The sequence below is a fragment of the Prevotella sp. AM23-5 genome (genome assembly GCF_003473645.1).
GTDB lineage: Bacteria > Bacteroidota > Bacteroidia > Bacteroidales > Bacteroidaceae > Prevotella > Prevotella copri_A.
This window is the reverse complement of the sequence record NZ_QUCG01000021.1, coordinates 1-19453: the sequence shown is the minus strand read 5'-3', so window position 1 is coordinate 19453 and position 19453 is coordinate 1. Positions and strand designations below refer to the sequence as shown.

Genomic DNA, 19453 nt, shown 5'->3' with positions numbered 1-19453 from the left:
AGTTGGTAACAAAAATTTGGTAACAAACATATATATATTATGGCAGAAAGACCATTATACACATTATACAAGAATCTGAAAGCACAGAACTATGATGTGCCGGACGATTACAATAAGTTTGAGAGTGCCCTGACCAGAGACGGAAAGGGCGGTGCTGACAACAGACACGCTATCTATGAGAACTTGAAGGCTCAGAACTTCGATGTTCCTAATACCTATGAGCGTTTCTACTCTGCACTTTTTGAGCCAAAAAGCAAGACTTCATCAAGGGCGAAGGGCGGTAGTGTTCCTATGAGTGCTGCTGACCGTGCTCGTTTCTCGGCTGGGGCATCAGCAATCTCGGCTAGTGCTAATAATGTAGTAAGACAAGCTAAACGAAACATTCAGAGCAAACTGGGGCAAGCAAAGAAGTTCAATGGTGGCAGGGTTGCTCCACATCTAAAGAACCCTTTGCAGAATCTGAATGTACAGAAGAATGAGTTCAACTACAATTCGACAACTGGCAAGACTGGAACCTATACTACAACAGATGGTGTAGAGTTTAATAACGAGTATGATGCTGCTCAGTATCAGAATCAGTTGGATAAGCAGGGGGAGCAGTATATCAATGCAGTTGATATGGGTATTGTTCCTTCTGAGTTGGATAAGGCTGACCCTGATTTGTCTGACACAGATGTTGCTATGCGACAAATGGAGAGAAGACAAGAGTGGCTTAATGAGAATCAAGACAGACATTCTAAGGAATTGAATGAGTCTATGCACTTGCAGGGTTCTCCTTTTGTTGCGTCTGGTGGAGCAGTTGCTCCTTCTTCATTTAATACAGCTATAAGCAATGAGGCAAACCGCTTGTCTGATGTAGAGTATGGTGCTTATAATACCGCCAAGGCTTATAATCAGATGTTGCGTACCACTCTGCTTCAGGAGTTGAAGGAACAAAAGCAGAGAAATGAAAATGCTGGTTGGTTGAAAGATAAGTGGAATGATGTTTCCAATTATTTTGGTGCGATGTTTAATACCATGCTTGACCCGAAGTTATATTCTCAGGGTATTATGGATGCAGCTATATCAAACAATTTGCTCCAAGTAAAGAAGGGTATGGAAGATGGAACAATAAAGAAAGGTTCCAATGCAGGAAATGCCGCACAAGCTATGCTTGGTGCTATTCAGCAGCAACAAGGAGAAGCTGCTAAACAGCAGCAGTATGGCACAAAGGCTTATCAGTATGGAGACATGAGTGGTCGCTCCTTAAAGTTTTGGGGAGACTTTTTGTTAAGCGGTTGGAGAAATGTTATGACTACTGGTTTTACTAAGGCAGGAGAAAAGGTTGGAGAAAAAATGGCTCTCGGTGCTCTTGGTAAATGGTTTACTAAGAATACTGGTCGTGTGCTCGGTGATATGGCTGGTAGTGCAGCATTGGCAGCAACCAATCAACTTGGTTCTACATATAATAATGTGATAGAACGTTATGTTGGAATGAATAACGAGAATGGTGGTGTGACCCAAGACAAGAATGGCGATTTGAAGTTCAATGAAGGTGTCAGTCTTGGTAAGGCTATCAAGGATGGCTTTGGCTCTGCTACAATAGAGAACTTCTCGGAAATGTTCGGTGAGTATCTACCTGGAGCACCTAAGTTGTTATCAAAGTTAGGGCTTTCTAAAGTATCTTCTTTCTTTGAAAAGATAGGCAATAATGCTTACTATAAATGGTTGAGTAACGCAACAAATAAATCTGGAATCCAAGGTGTGATGGCTGAGATTTCAGAAGAGGAGTTTGGTACTGCCCTTCATGCAGCATGGGGTGATGGAGATGGAAGCTGGAGTGACTTCAACGTTTTCACGAATCCTGATGCCAGAGAAAAGCAGATTGATACTTGCCTTGGAATGTTCTATTCTGTTGGTTTCATGCATGCTCCTAGAACTGCCATTGGTGCTATAAATGCTGTGCTATATTTCAACATCAAACATCAGGTTGCCAAAGCAGATAAGTTCGGTCAGATGATGTTTAATGATAAGTGGGAGGACATTAAAAGCAAGATTGATGTAACAACAAATGCAGACTTGACTAAAACTGTCTTGGAGGCTACTCGCTCAGACTCCATGACTGCTAAGCAGAAAGGTGCAGTTATTAATTATGCTATGTTCCTTAGCAAACTTCGTGGATTCAATCAGGCATCAGATGCTAAGACAAAAGATAAGGTTGAAGAAGGTGATACCGCTCCGACATTATCTAACGACCTTGATGATGCTTATACAGAAGGACATAATGCTGATGATGCTGATAAGCATAATATCCAGTTGGAGCAGAACGACAAGGCGAATGAACTTGCAGCCATGTTGCATATTACTCCAGAGCAGCTACATGATATGGCAGATGAAGACTTGGAAACTATGACTGGTCAGGATGATAAACTTGACAAGGCTATCTATGACTACCAAGTATCAACTGCCAAGTATCAGGGTGTGATGGATGGAGCACAGGATGAAGTTGATATGGCAGCACATCAGGCGGCTATGGAAACTGATAATATGACTGACCTAAGTCGTGGAACCGTCCGTAAGGCAACCATTAAAGCAACTGGTGGCTTGGAAGACTATGAGGTGTACATTATTAGTGGTAATATCGCTACTCATGATGATGGCTCTATAGACGTTGGTAATAGCGATGATATGATTATCTACTATGACCCGACAACTGGCAGAAAGGAACACGCTGATGCTATGATGTTCGCTGATCTCATAGAAGAACTCCCTGCTGCTGATGTAAAAGCTCAGGCGGTAGCTGATGCGAAAGAAAATGCTATCAAGAAGATTGCTGGCATCGTTGATGGAACCATTGATGTTGGTTCTCAGTTCTCTGTTACTGATTCAGATGGTACAGAACATACCTATGAGGTGTTGGCTGATAATGGTGATGGTACTGCTATGATTACTATTGATGGTAATGTACCTACAGAACTTGTCAATGGTGAGAATGTACAGATACCATATTCGTTTGCTGACTTGCAGCAGTTAAAGGATGCTGAGGATTTGAAGAGACTGAAAGCTGCCAAGACTGAGCGTGAGCAGATGGAGAAGGAACGTGCTGAGCAGACTCAGGAGACAGAACAGACAGAGGAGATTCAACCATCATTTGACTTCAACCAGATTCTCAATGATAATGGTAATGTGGTGCTCGCTGATGTGCTCGGCAAGGATGGCAATACAAAATATCCAAACTCCCAGTTGTTCCTTATTCGTGATTCTGGTGCAAAAGCTAAGGTGATGGAGTTGAAGAGTGATGGTACTCTCGTTCCTCATGCGGTAAACAAGAAAGATGTGAGAACTGCTACTACTATGACACTCGATGAGTATAAGCAAGCATTTGCTGACTCCTCAATGATAGAGGAGAATAGTGGTGCGATAGAGGGCGATAGAGGTGGAATAGAGGTGAATGATGAACTTCCACCAGTTCCTGATAATGTGACAATCAATGGTGACGGAACATACTCTGTTGATGGTGCTGTGCAGGGTGGAGAAAATACTACTGCTCCTGCTGAACAGACAGAACAGACTCCTGCTATGACTCTCGAAGATGGAACCATCGTGCCTATGCTGGAGGATGGCAATCCTGACTTCTCGAAGCTGACTGCTGATCAGACTGCAGAGTTGTATGACACCCAGTTTGGTGATGATGCTGATAGCGTAATCAGTGGATGGGTATCTGATGCAAAGAAGGCACTCGACAAGGCGAACAATATGACCGTGAAGGGTAAGAACTTCGTGGAACAGAAGGCGGCAAAGGAAGCCAAGGAGAAGGCTATTGCTGATGCTCAGACGGCTTATGACTCTGCTATTGCTATCCGTGATGCCTATAACAGCAGACAACTTGCCAAGGTCGAAGATACTGCTGAGGGTAGAAAGAATCTCATTGAGAAGGCAAGAAGAAAGTTCTCTCGCTTGAAGAGTGCTGTAAAGGATGATGCAGAGGCAGTGTCTCAGCTTTATAAAGATGTTGTCGGCTCTCTCCTGCATCGTCTGTATGATGGCACTGGCATTGATGTGACTGATACAATTCCGCTTACTGCTGAGGAATATGTGGCTAGCAACCTCGGTGCTCACTCTCTCAACTATGAGGGAACTGAGACAAGCAAGGGTGTAAAGCAGGAAACTGGATTGAGCAGAGAAGACTTTGCCAAGACTCAGCTCCTCGCTGCTGATGGCAAGGGAACTACCATTGATGATCTCGTACATAGTCTGTGGGAGAATCGTCCATCTAACCTTGATTCACTCGACACTCAGGATATTCGCAATGCCCTTATTGGTGTGCTCACTAGCGGTTTCAAGGCTTCGGAAGCTAGAAACTATATTGAGAATCTCCGTATCGCTCAGGCTGAGAACATTCTTGAAGAGCAGAAGAAGGCGGCTGACAACGCTGCATTTGCTGAGGAGAATAAGGCTGAATCAGAACAACAGACAGAAACGGCTCCTGAATCTGAGGAGAAGATGGGGGAAGATAACTCTGATGAGATTAATGATGAGGAGAATGAGCAGACAAATGAGAATATAAATGCTCCTGAGGTTCCTGAGGATGCAACGGAAGAGAATCCGCTTGGTGCTCAGCGTGACCAGACTGACCTTCCTTTCTCTGCTAGAGACAATGGAACACAGCAGACTACATCTGAACGTGCTGCTGATGTGGAGAAGAATAAGGTTGATGATATGAAGGTCGTTGATAATATCGTGGGTGAGAAGACTCGCAAGGCTTTCGAGAGACTGGCTAAGATGATGGGTGCTAGCATTCAATGGCAGTACTCTGACAAGTTGGGCAACGGCTGGATTCAGGAGACTACGGATGCCGATGGCAACGTTCATCGTACAATCTTCATCACTCTTGACTCTTCTATTACGGAAGGTGCTCAGTTTATCTTCGGTCACGAAATGACTCACCAAATCAAGAGCCTGAACCCTGCTGCATACAATGAGCTGACTCAGCTTGTGCTTGATACCTATGGCTCTGATGCCTTCGACAAGGCGGTAGATGAGACCATGCAGAGATATTCTGATGCTGGATTCTCTGAACGTGCTAGAGATTACTACGCTGAGGAGGTTGTTGCTGATGCTGTAGGCGAAATGATTCGTGACCTCAACTTGGCTCACACTCTCGCTATGATGATGTCTCATCCTCTGCTCGCTGCTATCCATGAGGTATTGCAGAAGATTAAGTTAGCATTCTATGGTACTGAGTATAGCGATGTGACCAAGAACATCATCCGCTCTATCGAACAAGCCTATGTGAAGACTGCCAATGGTAAGGTAACGAACTCTGAGACTGGCGAGGATGTTTCATTCTCTCTCCGTCAAAAGCCTGAACCTAAGAAGAAGGGTATCGGCTACAAGGTATTCGTGCTAAAGGATGGCAAACTCTATCCACCAATGGTAGCGAACCCTGATGGTGCTGCTACTCCAGTGGGTGTATGGCTCGATGCTGATGCTGCTCCTATTGCAGGAGAAAGCAAGACTGGCAGACCTCAGGTTAAGCAGGGTGGCAAGGGAACACAAGGCGGTAGCGGTAAGCTAGCCTATAGACCAGGCTGGCATCTTGGTGTAGTGCCTTACGCTATCCAGTTCAACCGCAAGGATGCTGAGGGAAACAAGACTCTCTTCCCTAAGAACTTCGTCTTCGCTGAGGTGGAGTATGCCGCTGATGTAGATTATCAGGAGGAAGCTCGCCAAGAGGGTATCAATCCATCGGGCAAGTATCAGCATTCATTGGTTGGCTTGAAACATCTGCCTACTGATGGCTATTATATGTATCGTACCAACCCGAACCCTGAGACTGATCCTTGGGTGATTACTGGTGCGATGAAGGTGAACCGTATCTTGACCAGAGCAGAGCAAGCGGAACTTGTGAAGAATGCTGGTCGTGAACCTCAGCAGATTCAGGAGGGCGATATTGTTACTGATGATGTTGTGAACAGCATCAATCAGGAGATAGCTGCTGCTCCTAAGTTCTCGTTAAAGGTATATCATGGTAGCGGTGCTGACTTCACAGAGTTTGACTTCAACCACATGGGTGAGGGTGCTGGCTCCCAAGTATTCGGTTGGGGTGGATATGTTACATCTTCCAAGAAGATAGGAAAGAATTATGCTACTCTGATGGACAATGATCCTTCTAGGGCATATTTTCGCATTCAGCGTTCTAATGGTACAAGGTTCGCCAAGAAATATCCTACTCTAGAATCATTCCTACATGGTGATAAGCAAATAGCCATGAATGACAAGTTCACAGAGCAGGAAAAGATTGACTTCTACAATGAAATGAAGAAGTTGGCTGAGCCATACCACAATCTCTATGAGGTGGATATACCTGATGATAATGGCAGCAACTATATGGATTGGGATAAGCCTTTGAGTAAAAATCAGCAGGATGCCATTCGTGAAGGGTTGGAGCATCTTGGTGTAGGTATTAAGACGTTAGAAAGCAAAGGTCAGTCTTTAGAGAGAACTGGCGAAAATGTTTACAATAGTACTCTGTATATTGGGTTAACTGGAACAGAGTATGATTTGCCTGAAAGAACTAAAGGAATAAGCAAGTTCCTATCTTCTGTTGGCTTTACTGGTATTAAGTACAAGGCTGGACGTAACTTCGGTGGTGCTAAAAAGGGCGATACCAACTATGTTATCTTCAAGCCTGAGGATATGAGAATTACAGAGCACACCAAGTTCTCTCTCCGTTTGAAGTCTGCTATTGAAGAAACTGAAACCAATCCATCTGATGCACAGAAAGAGAGTGGCAACTACAAGAAAGGACACATCAAGTTCGGTGGTTACGATTACACTATAGAAAATCCGAAAGGTTCAACTCGCTCAGGCAAGGATGCCGATGGAAAAGAGTGGAAAGTAACCATGCACGATACCTATGGCTATATCCGTGGCAAGTTTGGCAAGGATGGTGACCATTTAGATATGTTCATCAATGATAAAGCAGACCTTGATAATTGGAATGGTGATGTGTTTGTCGTTGACCAAGTGAATCCTGATGGCTCGTTTGATGAACATAAAGTAATGTATGGCTATGACTCCATGGATGATGCCAAAAAGGCTTATCTCGCTAACTATAGCGATGGTTGGCAAGGTCTTGGAGATATTACTGGAGTAAGTAAGGATGAGTTCGACAAGTGGCTTGATATGAGCAAACGTAAGCTAAAGCCATTTAAAGACTATGCTAAGGTAAAGTTCTCGTTGAAGGATATAAAGCCAGTTGGTGTTGGTGCTTTCGGAAATATATACAATCAGTTCCGTGGCAATGCCAAGGCTGCAATCGAGTTCTTGAAGAAGGTTCGTGGTGGAGAAGCTGTCGGTGCTCTTCATCACAAGGATATTGGTGATATTGATTTGGTTTGGGGCAAAGAAGGAACTGGACATAGTGATGGCTATGGTCTTTCTAAACTTGTGAAGTATCATCCTGAGGTTCTTGATAATTTGCAGGAGATTCTGAATGATATGCGTGTAGTTTCAAGCAGTAGGAATCGTGTAAACTTGGAAAGTGAAACCCATAAGGCTGGTGTTCGTCTTACTTGGGATGGAGAAAGAAAATCTTGGTTGTTGACTGCATTTAAAAAGGAAACTTCGGCAAGCGACAAGAGGACAGACACTGCCGCTACTTCGTTGGAAGGTGACACCGCTCTCTCCCAAACCGAAGGTTCTGCTGCAAAGATAGACAATTCTTCTGAAACTGCCAAGGAAAATGGCGAAAAAGTTGGTAGTGAGGGCATAAAATTCTCGTTGAAGGATGAGAAGATTAAGAGTATTGCTGAAAAGTTTGGGGTAAATGAGGATGATGTTGCTATGTATGCGAATGCAGTTGAACGAGGTTCTACTGCTGAGGCTGCACGTGCCAGAGCAAACATCAAACGATATTTATTGCAGGCAAATGAAGACAAGATTTCCTCATTTAAGGATATTATTAAGTACACCAAACCTATAAATGAAGCCTTGAAAGAGAACTTCGGTGACCTTGACGCTATGATTGAGGAACGAAGAAAGCAGGTTGAAGCAGAGCGCAATGCTATGGAAGCTGCAAGAAAAAGAGCGCAGGAAGAGGAAGAGAAGAGACAGAAACATCTGGATGAACTCTCTCTGATTCCAACTGATGAACTTGATAAGCGTTATATGGATGCTATTGCTAATAATGATGAATCAACGGCAAGGGAAATGCTTGATGAATCAGCCAGACGTAATGGTTACGGTGACGTTGATAGCGATTACCAAGGTCAGGGAGCGTGGGCTGCTCCATCAAATCCTCAATATGAGTCTGATGAGGCAAGAAGAGCCGACATAGAAAACTCTCCTGATGTAAACTTGGAAGATATTGCATTAGGTTATAACTTGCAGCCTGATGATTATTTCGACAATCCAAGAGCGTATATGAACAATACTGCTTATGGATTGGAGTCTGCTCATGTTATAAAGAATGCACTTGATGCCATTAAGAATGGCGAGAAAGATGTTAAGGTTAAGGTTTATCGTGCAGTTCCTACTTCTGTAAAGGAAGGCAAGTTGCGTAATGGTGACTGGGTTACTCCTTCAAAGAAGTATGCTGAAATGCACGGTGATAACAGGTTGGATGGAAAATATCGTATCATTGAAGATGAAGTTCCTGCAAATCAATTATGGTGGGATGGCAATGATGTTAACGAGTTCGGCTTTGATGATGGTAAAGAATACAGATATAAGAATGCCAAGAATAATCGTAAGCTGAATGACCTCATTACTTATGATAATAAGGGCAATGTGATTCCTCCTTCAAAGCGTTTCAATTCTCGCAAGAGTGATATCCGTTTCTCTCTGAAAGAAGAAAAGGAGAAGATTGTGGCTGATGCCAAGGCAAACGGAACCTATATGACTGCTCCTAATGGTGAGAAGACCAAACTAGATGCTGAACAATGGGCAACCGTCCGTACTACCAACTTCAAGAACTGGTTTGGTGATTGGGAGAATGACCCTGAGAATGCTTCCAAGGTGGTGGATGAGAATGGTGAACCTATGGTGGTTTGGCATGGCAGAAGTGCAGAGTTCAACACCTTTGAGAAGAAGGAAGGTGTCCGCTTTATCATGGGGCTTGAAGACAAGGTGAAGGCTGAAGGATTCTTCTTCTCTCCTGATAAGGGCTTGGCTGAGGAGTTTGCATCCAATTCGTCTAGACATCGTGGCGGCAAGGCTAACGTGGTTCCATGTTTCCTGAATATCAGAAAACCGATGGATTTGACTGGCGAAGACTATGATAGAATCTACGAAGATGTGACTGGCTGGGAGTACATGGTGGGCATGGACACTCAGGATAATCTTTGGGGTATCATGGATGAAGAGGGCATGGCTGACAAGATTAAGAAGAAAGGCTATGATGGAGCCATCTTTGTTGAAGAGGTGGATGATAGCTATGAGCCTACCAAGATTTCCTATTGCGCTCTGGATGCCAACCAAATCAAGTCTGCCGAGAATAACAATGGTGATTTCTCTGCCGACAATAATGATATTCGTTTCTCTCTCGCTGGCGAGCGTGGTGCGGCTGCTGCTGACAAGGCAGATGAGCGTACCTTCCGTATGGATAACCTCTCCGTGGCTCGCAAGATGGAAGAGGAGAAGAAGGATGCCAAGGCTATCAAGATTGCTACTGGCTGGGAACGTGGTGCTGATGGCAAGTGGAGATACGAAATGCCGGATGCTAAGATCAAGGACACGATGGATGTAGGCGGTGGACATATTGTTAAGCGTTATGAGGATGATATGCTATGGAATGGTGGCAAGCTTTCTGATGTGATTGATGCTCCTGAACTATTCAAGGCTTATCCTCATTTGAAGGATGTACGTATTGAAACGGATGCCATTATGAACGATATGCCTTCAAATGGTGAATATAATGCCAAGACAAACACCATTACCATCCATGCTGACGAGCTGAAATATATGAATAGTATATTGAATCACGAGATTCAGCATGCAATCCAGTCTATTGAGGGCTTTGATAGAGGAGGTAGCCCTAGATTGGTTAGAGGTGAGATTAAGAAGAGATTAGCAGAGGTCACTAAGCAGATTCGCCAGTTGCGTGCAGAAGGCAAGGAAGATGAGGCTAAGGCTATTGTTGAGAAGAACAGAGGTCTTTATAATGCTTATCAGGCGAATGATGATTACAACAGCTACAAGTCGCTTGCTGGTGAGGTGGAAGCAAGAAATGTGCAGGAAAGAATGAATATGACTCCTGAGGAAAGAAGAAAATCTCTCGTTGAATCTACTGAGGACGTGGCTCGCAAAGACCAGATTTTCTTGGGTGTGGGCGATGTGTCCTTCTCTCTCCGTGATATGGCTGACGGAAAGGAGAGTGGGGCGGCTGATATGGCTGAGGACTTGAAGAGTCTGAATACTCCTGATGAGGTGGATGATGCTATCAAGACTGCCATTGATGATATGCCGAGCGGCTGGCGGATGGCTAATAGGAAGATGATTCATATTGCTCAGGCTCTGGGCGAGAACCGCAAAGCAGAGATTGCTGGCGAGGAACCTAAGTTCTCCCTGAAGGATGGCACTCTCATTAAGGCTGGAACCTACTTTAGCGGTGGCGGTCTTGTTGAGGAAGGCTTGAAGGGTATCATCGACCCAGTTTTGGCAGTTGAGTATGATGAGAAGATAAGCGGTGTATATCGCAACAACTTCGGGCAGCACATCGTTACTGCTGATGTCCGTGACGTTGATCCAAAGGAATTGGTGAAGCTGATAGATGGCGAGGTAGAGTATTTCCATGCCAGCCCAGTCTGCAAGAACTACTCTCAGGCGAAGAGTAACCACGCTGAGGTGGAACTTGACAAGGAGACTGCTGCAAGTACTGCAGAGTTTATCAATTCCATAAAGCCAAAGGTGGTAACCATTGAGAATGTGAAGGGCTACAAGGATTCAGATGCGATGAAGATTATCACGGATGCGCTTGATGCCAACGGCTACACTTGGGATGCAGATGTCTATAATGCAGCTGACTATGGAGGCTACACCAACCGAGAGAGATTGATTGTCCGTGCGGTTCGTGATGGCAAACTCCCTGCCAAGCCAAAGAAGATGGCACACAAGAGTGGATGGTATGAAGCTGTGGCTGATATTATCCCGACCCTGACCGAGAAGAAGAATGGTGTGGCTCCTTGGATGGATATTCGCTTGAAGACTGATGGCATTGACTGGAGAAACATTGACAAGCCATTGTATGTGATGGGTAGTGCCTATGCTGACGGAAAGATTCCTCATGCCTTCGCTGATGAACTGCTGCCAACACTCAGAACCAAGAGCGGTGATGTGATTGTGATGCCGGATGGTAAGATATATCGTGCCATGGGTAGAGTGCTCGCTAGAGTATCAGGAGTGAGCGATGATTACAAGATGCCGTTCTCTGAGAACCTGAGCCATACCATCATCGGCAACGGAATCCCTACCCAGTTGACGGAACATGTGATTGCTCCACTCTTGCAGAATACCTTGCGCCCAACCACTCCTGAGGATGGCAATACCAAGTTCTCCTTGCGCTATGACAAGTTTGAACACGACTTGAACCAGTGGAAGAAGGATAATAATCTGCCTAAGGATGCCCAGCGACCAACCATCCCACAACGCAACGCTGGTGAGAGTGCCGTTGACTTCCTGAGGAGAGTGGACGAGTACCGCAAGCAGATGGCTCTTTGGAAGACTGCTCCAACCTACGAGCAGCATCTTCTGAGTGATGATACTGCCCTTGGTGAGTTCAACCGAGAGTTGCAGCGTGGTTCTGTGCTCAAACGTATCGCCTTTCAAGATAGTATGCTGGCTATCCGTAAAGCTCAGGAAGCTATTATGAAGGAAGTGGGTGTTGACCGCCTGAATATGGCTGAGGATGCCTATACTGCCGAGAATCGCAGTCATGGCAAGGGCAAGAACGAGTTTGAGGAGTACAACAACGAGTTCCTGCAGCCACTCAGAAAGGCTTATCATCAGATGAAGAAGGTGCTGGGCGATAGCTACGACAATGTGCGAGTCTATATGATGGCGAAACACGGCTTGGAGCGTGATGCTCAGATGGCATTCAAGAAGTCTTTGGAAGCTGACTATGAAGATGTGAATCAGAGAAGTGCAGCATACAAGGCATACAAAAACGACTTGGATCGTGTGTCAAATGATGCCGACTTGGAGTTTGGCAGGGTAGATTTCACCACTTGGAGACAGAAGGATAATGCTCTCCGAGGAAAGTACTCTCCATCCTATATGGACTACCGCTACGATGAGAATGGTATCGTCAATGATTACTCTGGCTTGTCTCAGTTATTCGGTGGCTCAGACTTTGAGGAAGCTGCCCACAAACTGGTAAGGGATGTGGAAACCAAGCATCTTGCCGAGGTTCAGACTCTTTGGAATGCAACGAATGCTGCCACCAAGAAGATTCTCCGTGATGGATTCAAGGCTGGAATGATGAGCAAGGATGCCTACGAGTATGTGAAGGGTATGTATAGCCACTACATTCCTCTCCGTGGCTGGGATGGCACTACTGCCGACCAAGTATGGGACTATATCGGTGGCGGCAAGGGTGCGTTCAATCAGACATTGAAGACTGCACATGGACGAACCTCTATCGCTGATGATCCTATCGCATACATCGAGAACATGGCAGAGAGTGGAATCCTGCTGAACAACAAGAACTGGGTGAAGCAGCACCTGATGCTCTTGGCGCAGAATCATCCTACCTCCCTGCTCACCCTGAGCAAGGCTTGGTATGTGAAGAGTACGGATGCCAACGGCAACGAGGAGTGGATTCCTGCTACCCCTAAGATTACTTCTCAGATGAATAGTAATCAGGTGAAAGCTGCCATTGATGCTTTCGAGCAGAAGATGGAGCAGATGGCTCAAACTGGCGATGCTACCCAGCAGAGAGACGGCTTGAATATTGCCTATCCTCAGACTCATAGCGAGGAGAGAGAACATGAGGTACGAGTGATGAAGGATGGCGAGGAGTATGTTATCTATGTGAATGGTGACCCTCAGTTGGCTCAGGCGATGAACAATACCAGAGCACACCGAGTGAGAGAAATTCAGAGCGGCAAACTGGATAGGGCTGCTGCTTGGTTGGGAAGAAAGATGGCTGCTGCCTACACAAGTCTTTCTCCTCTCTTTATCCCTTCCAACTACTTCCGAGACCTGACCATGACGCTGGCTTCTACCGCTATTCGTGAGGATGGCAGATACAATTATCTCCTCAGAAGGAATCTCGCTACCTCTTGGAATCTCGGTTTTATGCTGAGAGACTATCAGAACGGCAAGTTGAGAGAGAAGGTAAGCAATGGAAATGCTACTCCAAAGGAACAGATGTTCTATGACTTTATGATGAATGGTGGCGAGACTGGCTTTGTCTCTTCGCTTGACGTGGAAGATTTGAAGAAGAAATTCAAGAATGACTTGAAGGATTTGGATAGATGGAAGGCGAACCCAGTAAAGGTAGGACATACCATCATGGATGGCATTGAGTTTCTGAACAGAATGATTGAGGATAGCAACCGATTTGCGGTCTATATGACTTCCATCCAGTATGGTCGCTCCATTGATGAGGCTGTGAATGATGCCAAAGATGTAACCTTGAACTTCAACCGCAAGGGTACTGGCGAATATGGCTGGCAGATGATTAGAAACCTCTATCTCTTCATCAATCCGGCTGTACAGAGTTTGCAGACATTGGGTGCGCTTGCCAAGCATCATCCTTTCAAGTTCACGGCTGTTACTGCAGCTTGGTTGGCGAGTGGTGTGCTGGTTCCTATTGTCAATGCAGCCCTGATGAGTCTGTTGGGCGGTGATGATGATAAGGATAAGTACTGGCAGTTCACCAAGTGGGATAGACGAAACAACCTGATTATGTGGGTTCCGTTTACTCATGAGTATGTGACGATTCCGCTTGCTCAGGAGTTCCGTGCCTTCTATGGAGTAGGTGATATGATTGCATCCAAGATGATGGGTGGCGAGCTGGCAGAGGAAACTTGGAGCCAGTATGCAGAAGACTTGCTCGGTCAGGTAGTGGATATGCTTCCGCTTGACCCAACTGGATATGATGGCAACATAGCAGTCAGCCTGATGCCGAACCCTATCCGTCCTGTCTTTGAATTGGCTTTCAATGTTGACTTCACTGGCAAGCCATTATTCAAGGACACAGAGTATAATAAGTATGACCCGAACTTCACTAAGGCATACGTGGGCACTCCTGATTGGTTGGTTCGTGCATCAAGGATGATGAACTCAATCGGGAACGATTATCCTGATGTGCAGCAGAATAGATGGGATGCTTTGGGTAACCCAAGATACAACATAAACAACCCTGCTGTAGTTGACCATGTCTTGTCTTCCTATCTCGGTGGTGCTTACACCATGGGCAGTCAGGTGCTCGGTGTCCTCACTAAGTCACTCAACGACCCGAAGGAAATCAAGATGGCAGACATACCATTGGTAAGCAAGTTCGTGAGCAACCCAGATGATAGACCAGTCACAAAGAAGCAGGGTGATGAGTTCTGGAATATGAAGGAGAACCACGACCGTGCAGCCAATACCCTGAGCAAGTTGAAGAAACAAGCTAAGGTGGATGGCGATTACTCTATGCTGGAGCGGTTCTACGGCTCAGAGGAATACAAGCAGTATAAGCAGGAAGATGTGAAGGTGAAGAAGTATGAGGAAGACAAGAAGAAGGAACGTGCCGAGGAGAGTGGGGAAGAGTACAGACCTCACAAGTTGAATGCCGAGGATATATACAAGGCTCACGCTACTCCGAAGGATGATTTCGAGGATTTGAAGCTGAAACAACTCTACACTAAGCTGAACGGATTCAAGACTTCATACGACCTCTTGCTTGATACGGCTCCGAGTCAGAGCGATGGCTACTACAACACCAACAAGGCTGCTATTGATGCCATTGACGAGATTTCCCTTGACAAGCAGGAAATTTCCGAGTTGAAGAAGGGCTTCTTGGAAGATGGCAAGGATGCCTACAATGCCGAGGATATGAAGAGAATCCGTGAACTGAGAAAGCGAATCCTCTCCGTACTGGAGCCAGCCAATAAGGTGGTTGTGGCTAACCAGAAGGCGAAGGCTGAGAAGTAATATATATATATGACTATCCCCTGAAAGTGCTAGGCTTTCGGGGGATAATTGCTTTCAATCTGAAACTTTTTACTTATATTTCTTGTGTAAATCTGTTAATCTGTAAGTATTTATAAAGTTTAACTATTAAAAATATCCTAAATTGTTATGTTCCCATTATTTCTTTTTATATTTGCAGCATCTAAGAATATCTGAATCTCAGGTGATTACATCAGCAAAAGATTATCCAATCATTATAAACTTAAAAATGAAGGCTTATGAAAAAAGATGAAGACGAAGACATACGAGTCAAGAAGTTAATTGGAGAGATAACTAAGTTACTCCCTGAACGAAGCAAGATTAAGACTGACTTGTTTTATTTCAAGTATGCGCCTATATTGGTCATGCTTTTCAGATGGTATGGTATATCTCAGTTCTATGACAACAAAATGGAGATAACACTATGGTACGAAGAGAACGAGGAACCTGTCTGGTTCTTCTACTTCATCACTTACATTCTTTACCCGATTTCTCTTTGGAAAGGTCAGGTGTTGCACCGATTGTGTGTAGAGTGGCGCATTCCGATTTTCTATATTGCAGGAGTCAATGTGATTCACGTCATGTATGATTCCATCGTTATCACGAATCAGATGTACTATTGTGATATGTTCCTGATTACACTCATTTTAATTATATATGCTTATGTCGCAATTAGTAAATTACAGCATCATCGAAGCAGGACTTCGTGCTCTTGCTGACAAGGCTCACGAATCAGCGGTAGCCCAAGCAGAAGGCAAGCCTATCCCTTGCGGTCTATCAGAGAATGATATGGAACTGGTGGCACTCCTTACCGCCATGATGAATGATACCCAAGCCAACAAGGGCTGGTGTGCTCACGAAATGGGGAAGTCTATCTCCTCATTCGAGAAGTATGTTCACGATGGAAAGATACCTGAGGGCATCCACGACCAGTTCGGTCACGAAAAAAAGTGGAACAAATCGCTCATCAGGTTCTTCGCCAACAAGAAAGCTTTCTTCCGCAAGCAAGCCCGAAAGTATGGCATAAGCATATAGCATCAGCTACATTATTATATATAGGAGAGACCCAATCGCCCCTCCTGTATATTTACGCCCTTTCCCGTAACCATAAATCTTTGCTTATCACACACTTATAGAACCTTTTACGAGTTTATCAATCTCTATCCATATTATTCGTATCTTTGTGCTCGTAACGTTACAAAGTGAGAATCATAATTTAGTGTTTAACAAAAAAGATTTCAGGATAATATGGAAAGTAAAACGTATGTATTCGGAAACGAAGGCTCAACATCTAACAATGGGATGCTCGGTCTTCTTGCACCCCTTCTCCAGAAGCAGGGTGTTGACCCAAATGTCCTTCTTGCCATGAAGGGAAACAATGGCTTCGGTGGCGAAGGTGGATGGTTTATGTGGGTAATCTTCCTCTTCTTCCTTATGGGTTGGGGTGGCAATGGCTGGGGCGGCTTCGGCGGCAACGGTCGTGGCGGTATCGCTAACGAGATTAACAATGACTACGGTCGTAGCCTCTTGATGGATGCCATCGGCGGTAATCGTAACGCACTCAGTAATCTCGCTACTCAGCTCAACTGCACAGAAGGACAGATTCAGAATGCCATTTCTGCCTTGACTTCTCAGGTTCAGAGTGTAGGTAATCAGGTTGGTATGAGCGGTATGCAGACCATCAATGCTTTGCAGCAGGGTAATATGCAGATTGCTCAGCAGATTGCAAACTGCTGCTGCGAGAACCGCTTGGCTATCTGCCAGCAGACTGGAACCTTGCAGACTGCCATCAACAACGTGGCAGTAGGTCAGGAGCGTGGCTTCTCTAACGTGGCTTACGAGACCCAGCGTCAGACTTGTGATTTGCACAACGCTATCAAGGAGAGTACTCAGACCATCGTTGACGGACAAAAGCAAGCTGAGTTCAGGGAAATGCAGAACAAGATTGATGCCCTCCGTGAGGAGAACAGCACCTTCAAGTCTTCTGCTATGACCTCTCAGATTGTTGGTCAGGCGGTGGCTCCTATCAATCAGGTATTGGCTGGTTTGCAGAACGAGGTGGCTGGTATCAAGTGTAAGTTGCCGGAGACTGTGACTACACCTTACAGCCCATTCACTGCAGTTCCTAACTGCGTGGCTTATCAGGCTGGCTTGTATGGACTGAATGCTGCCAACAATGCAGGATTCTGGGGTTAAAGAAAGGAGGCTGCTATGTTATGGTTAAGACCTTATACATGGGTGAATCGTAATGGCTCGGCAGCTATCGCTTCTACTGGCGTGAAGGTGAATACTTCCGATGTGGTGTTCACCTTCAAAAACCACGCTTTCGTGAATGCCAGCTACAGAGGAACGATTTTCGTAAATCTGCGTCAGGCTATTCCGACTGGAACGACTGGTACGCTGCCTATCCTTTTCGAGACCAACGGGGCGACACAAGCTGTGAGCAAGTTCAATGGCGAACCATTGACGGTTGCAGATGTGCCGGGTACTGGAGTGGTTCAGCTCTGGTTCGAGCGAGATACTAACACCCTTCAACTTATGACGGGTATTGTTTAACAACAGAATAGATAATAGGAGATTACATTATGTTTCAAGGTTTAAGAACTAATTCTTTGTTCTATGTCCTCGACAAGGGCGAGAACCCGAGCTTGCGGATCGGTCAGGTTGTTTCGGTGAGCAACCCTCAGACGAGATACCCTTCTTTCAATAATGGCTTCACTCCTCAGCCTATGGAGACTGTGGTTGATGTGAAGGTGAAGATCAATGACGAGGAAGTGGATTTCAAGCAGCTACCTGCTAACGGACAGATAGCGAACGACAAGAATCTTGTGGTAAGCGATAGCAAGGATGCCATGAGTTCCGAGGTCGATGCAATGCTGAGACAATCCAAGGCGATACTGGAGAGCGTAGATTACCACGAAAGAGTCGTAAAATCTTGCGAGGGAATGCTACTGCAGCTCAACCCCCAGATAGCCAAGGAGAAGGAACAGACCGAGAAAATCAACAAGCTGGAAGGCAAGGTTTCCGGCATTGAGGGCAAGATTGACAAGATGATGGGATGGCTCCAACAGAGCATGAGCAAGTAATCTCCTATCTATTCACTTTAATATCTTATGATTATGGTAATGATTGAGATTACAGAAGATAAGTTCGATGATTTGTATGACAACATCGAGTCTATGCTTGGTTTTGGCAGCAAGGCTATGTCTTGTCTGAAAAAGATGAAGCAGGAGCGTATGGGTGAGCGTATGCCTGATTATCGTGACGATTGGAGAAGAGAGCATGAGGAACGTGAAGAGCGTGAGAACAGACGCAGATTCAACAACGTGAACGATGATTGGAACTACTCGAACCGCTATGGTGAAAGAGGTGGTGGCGGCTACAATGGTGGCGGTCGCTAGTGTTTAACTTGGGAGTTTTGGTAGCGGCACTATGTCGGAACCAGACTCCCTTTAATATTCAGCAATATGGGAAAATGCAGAATGCCATTGGATATGTATGACCTCAAACCTGAGGCAATGGTTGCCTATCTCAGATACAATGGCTATCATTTCAGCAAGAAAATGTGTGAGTGGGCGGTGAGCCTGATGTATAAGTATGACCCTTCATCCAAGCGTGATGTAAGTGTCTCGTTTTGGGATAAAGAGAAGGTGGATGCCCTTCTGCTTGGTCAGGGAATTGAGGTAAAGAATAAGGCTGGCTACGACCATGTATATGTGGCGAATATGGCTAGGGCAGACTTCTACAAGTCTTCCATCAAGAATGAGGAGCAGTTAGCCCAGTTTATCAAGGATATGGTGGATGATGCCGACCAGAAGGATGGTTTTATCTTCAACCGATTCTATGCCGACTGCTGCCATAATGGAGTGCCTATCCCTTGGGAAGATGTGTTATGATCAGAAGAGTAATACAACTCCCGAAGTACGATTGGAGCATAGTATGTTTCATAGGTTATCAGCCGGATGATGCCGATGAGATATGCTATGCTCTTTCTGGTATTGGATGCAGCGGCAATCCATTATCAGAAGCCCAAGAACATCTAACCAAAGAGAGTGCAGATAGGGGTCTTACCTATTCAAACCTAGCCGAAAGAAGGAGTGTTCTTGCCATTGGAAAATGTGAATCTGATAGCAGTATCATCAACACAATAGGTCATGAGCTTCTTCATGTGGTAGCGCATATATGCGAGCAGGATCATATTGATATGCTAAGCGAGGAGCCATGCTATATGATGGGGAGTCTGTGCGAAAAGTTCTTCAAGGTGTATTGTTGATATGTATGGTGAGGAGGCTTGCTATTTGCTTGGTGGATT

At 45.2% G+C, this 19453-nt stretch carries 8 protein-coding genes; all 8 read left to right on the top strand.

Features of this window, described 5'->3' with window-relative positions; translation table 11 throughout:
• Window positions 1–39: 39 nt before the first annotated feature.
• Window positions 40–15123 carry a DNA cytosine methyltransferase gene (locus DW657_RS06950; RefSeq protein WP_118311933.1) on the top strand — a complete coding sequence of 5028 codons (15084 nt, stop codon included), beginning with the start codon at window positions 40–42 and terminating at the stop codon, window positions 15121–15123.
• 257 nt (window positions 15124–15380) lie between these two features.
• Window positions 15381–15860 carry a hypothetical protein gene (locus tag DW657_RS06945; protein ID WP_118311932.1) on the top strand — a complete coding sequence of 160 codons (480 nt, stop codon included), beginning with the start codon at window positions 15381–15383 and terminating at the stop codon, window positions 15858–15860.
• Window positions 15805–16176: a hypothetical protein gene (locus DW657_RS06940; RefSeq protein ID WP_147381901.1), complete on the top strand. Its 372-nt coding sequence runs from the start codon at window positions 15805–15807 to the stop codon at window positions 16174–16176. The genes DW657_RS06945 and DW657_RS06940 overlap by 56 nt, the downstream gene beginning before the upstream one ends.
• 213 nt (window positions 16177–16389) lie before the next feature.
• On the top strand, window positions 16390–17337 hold the full coding sequence (locus tag DW657_RS06935) for a hypothetical protein (protein ID WP_118311930.1): 948 nt from the start codon (window positions 16390–16392) through the stop codon (window positions 17335–17337).
• A gap of 15 nt (window positions 17338–17352) precedes the next feature.
• Window positions 17353–17697 carry a hypothetical protein gene (locus tag DW657_RS06930; protein WP_118311929.1) on the top strand — a complete coding sequence of 115 codons (345 nt, stop codon included), beginning with the start codon at window positions 17353–17355 and terminating at the stop codon, window positions 17695–17697.
• 29 nt (window positions 17698–17726) lie between these two features.
• Window positions 17727–18227, top strand: a complete 501-nt coding sequence (locus tag DW657_RS06925; RefSeq protein ID WP_147381900.1) for a hypothetical protein — start codon at window positions 17727–17729, stop codon at window positions 18225–18227.
• Window positions 18228–18266: 39 nt separating this feature from the next.
• Window positions 18267–18542: a hypothetical protein gene (locus tag DW657_RS06920; protein WP_147327884.1), complete on the top strand. Its 276-nt coding sequence runs from the start codon at window positions 18267–18269 to the stop codon at window positions 18540–18542.
• A 66-nt stretch (window positions 18543–18608) separates the two neighbouring features.
• Window positions 18609–19037 carry a hypothetical protein gene (locus DW657_RS06915; protein ID WP_118311927.1) on the top strand — a complete coding sequence of 143 codons (429 nt, stop codon included), beginning with the start codon at window positions 18609–18611 and terminating at the stop codon, window positions 19035–19037.
• Window positions 19038–19453: the final 416 nt, after the last annotated feature.

Coding starts and splice junctions, on each gene's coding strand:
- DW657_RS06950 (WP_118311933.1), top strand. CDS start 40: ATGGCAGAAAGACCATTATACACATTATACAAGAATCTGAAAGCACAG.
- DW657_RS06945 (WP_118311932.1), top strand. CDS start 15,381: ATGAAAAAAGATGAAGACGAAGACATACGAGTCAAGAAGTTAATTGGA.
- DW657_RS06940 (WP_147381901.1), top strand. CDS start 15,805: ATGTCGCAATTAGTAAATTACAGCATCATCGAAGCAGGACTTCGTGCT.
- DW657_RS06935 (WP_118311930.1), top strand. CDS start 16,390: ATGGAAAGTAAAACGTATGTATTCGGAAACGAAGGCTCAACATCTAAC.
- DW657_RS06930 (WP_118311929.1), top strand. CDS start 17,353: ATGTTATGGTTAAGACCTTATACATGGGTGAATCGTAATGGCTCGGCA.
- DW657_RS06925 (WP_147381900.1), top strand. CDS start 17,727: ATGTTTCAAGGTTTAAGAACTAATTCTTTGTTCTATGTCCTCGACAAG.
- DW657_RS06920 (WP_147327884.1), top strand. CDS start 18,267: ATGATTGAGATTACAGAAGATAAGTTCGATGATTTGTATGACAACATC.
- DW657_RS06915 (WP_118311927.1), top strand. CDS start 18,609: ATGGGAAAATGCAGAATGCCATTGGATATGTATGACCTCAAACCTGAG.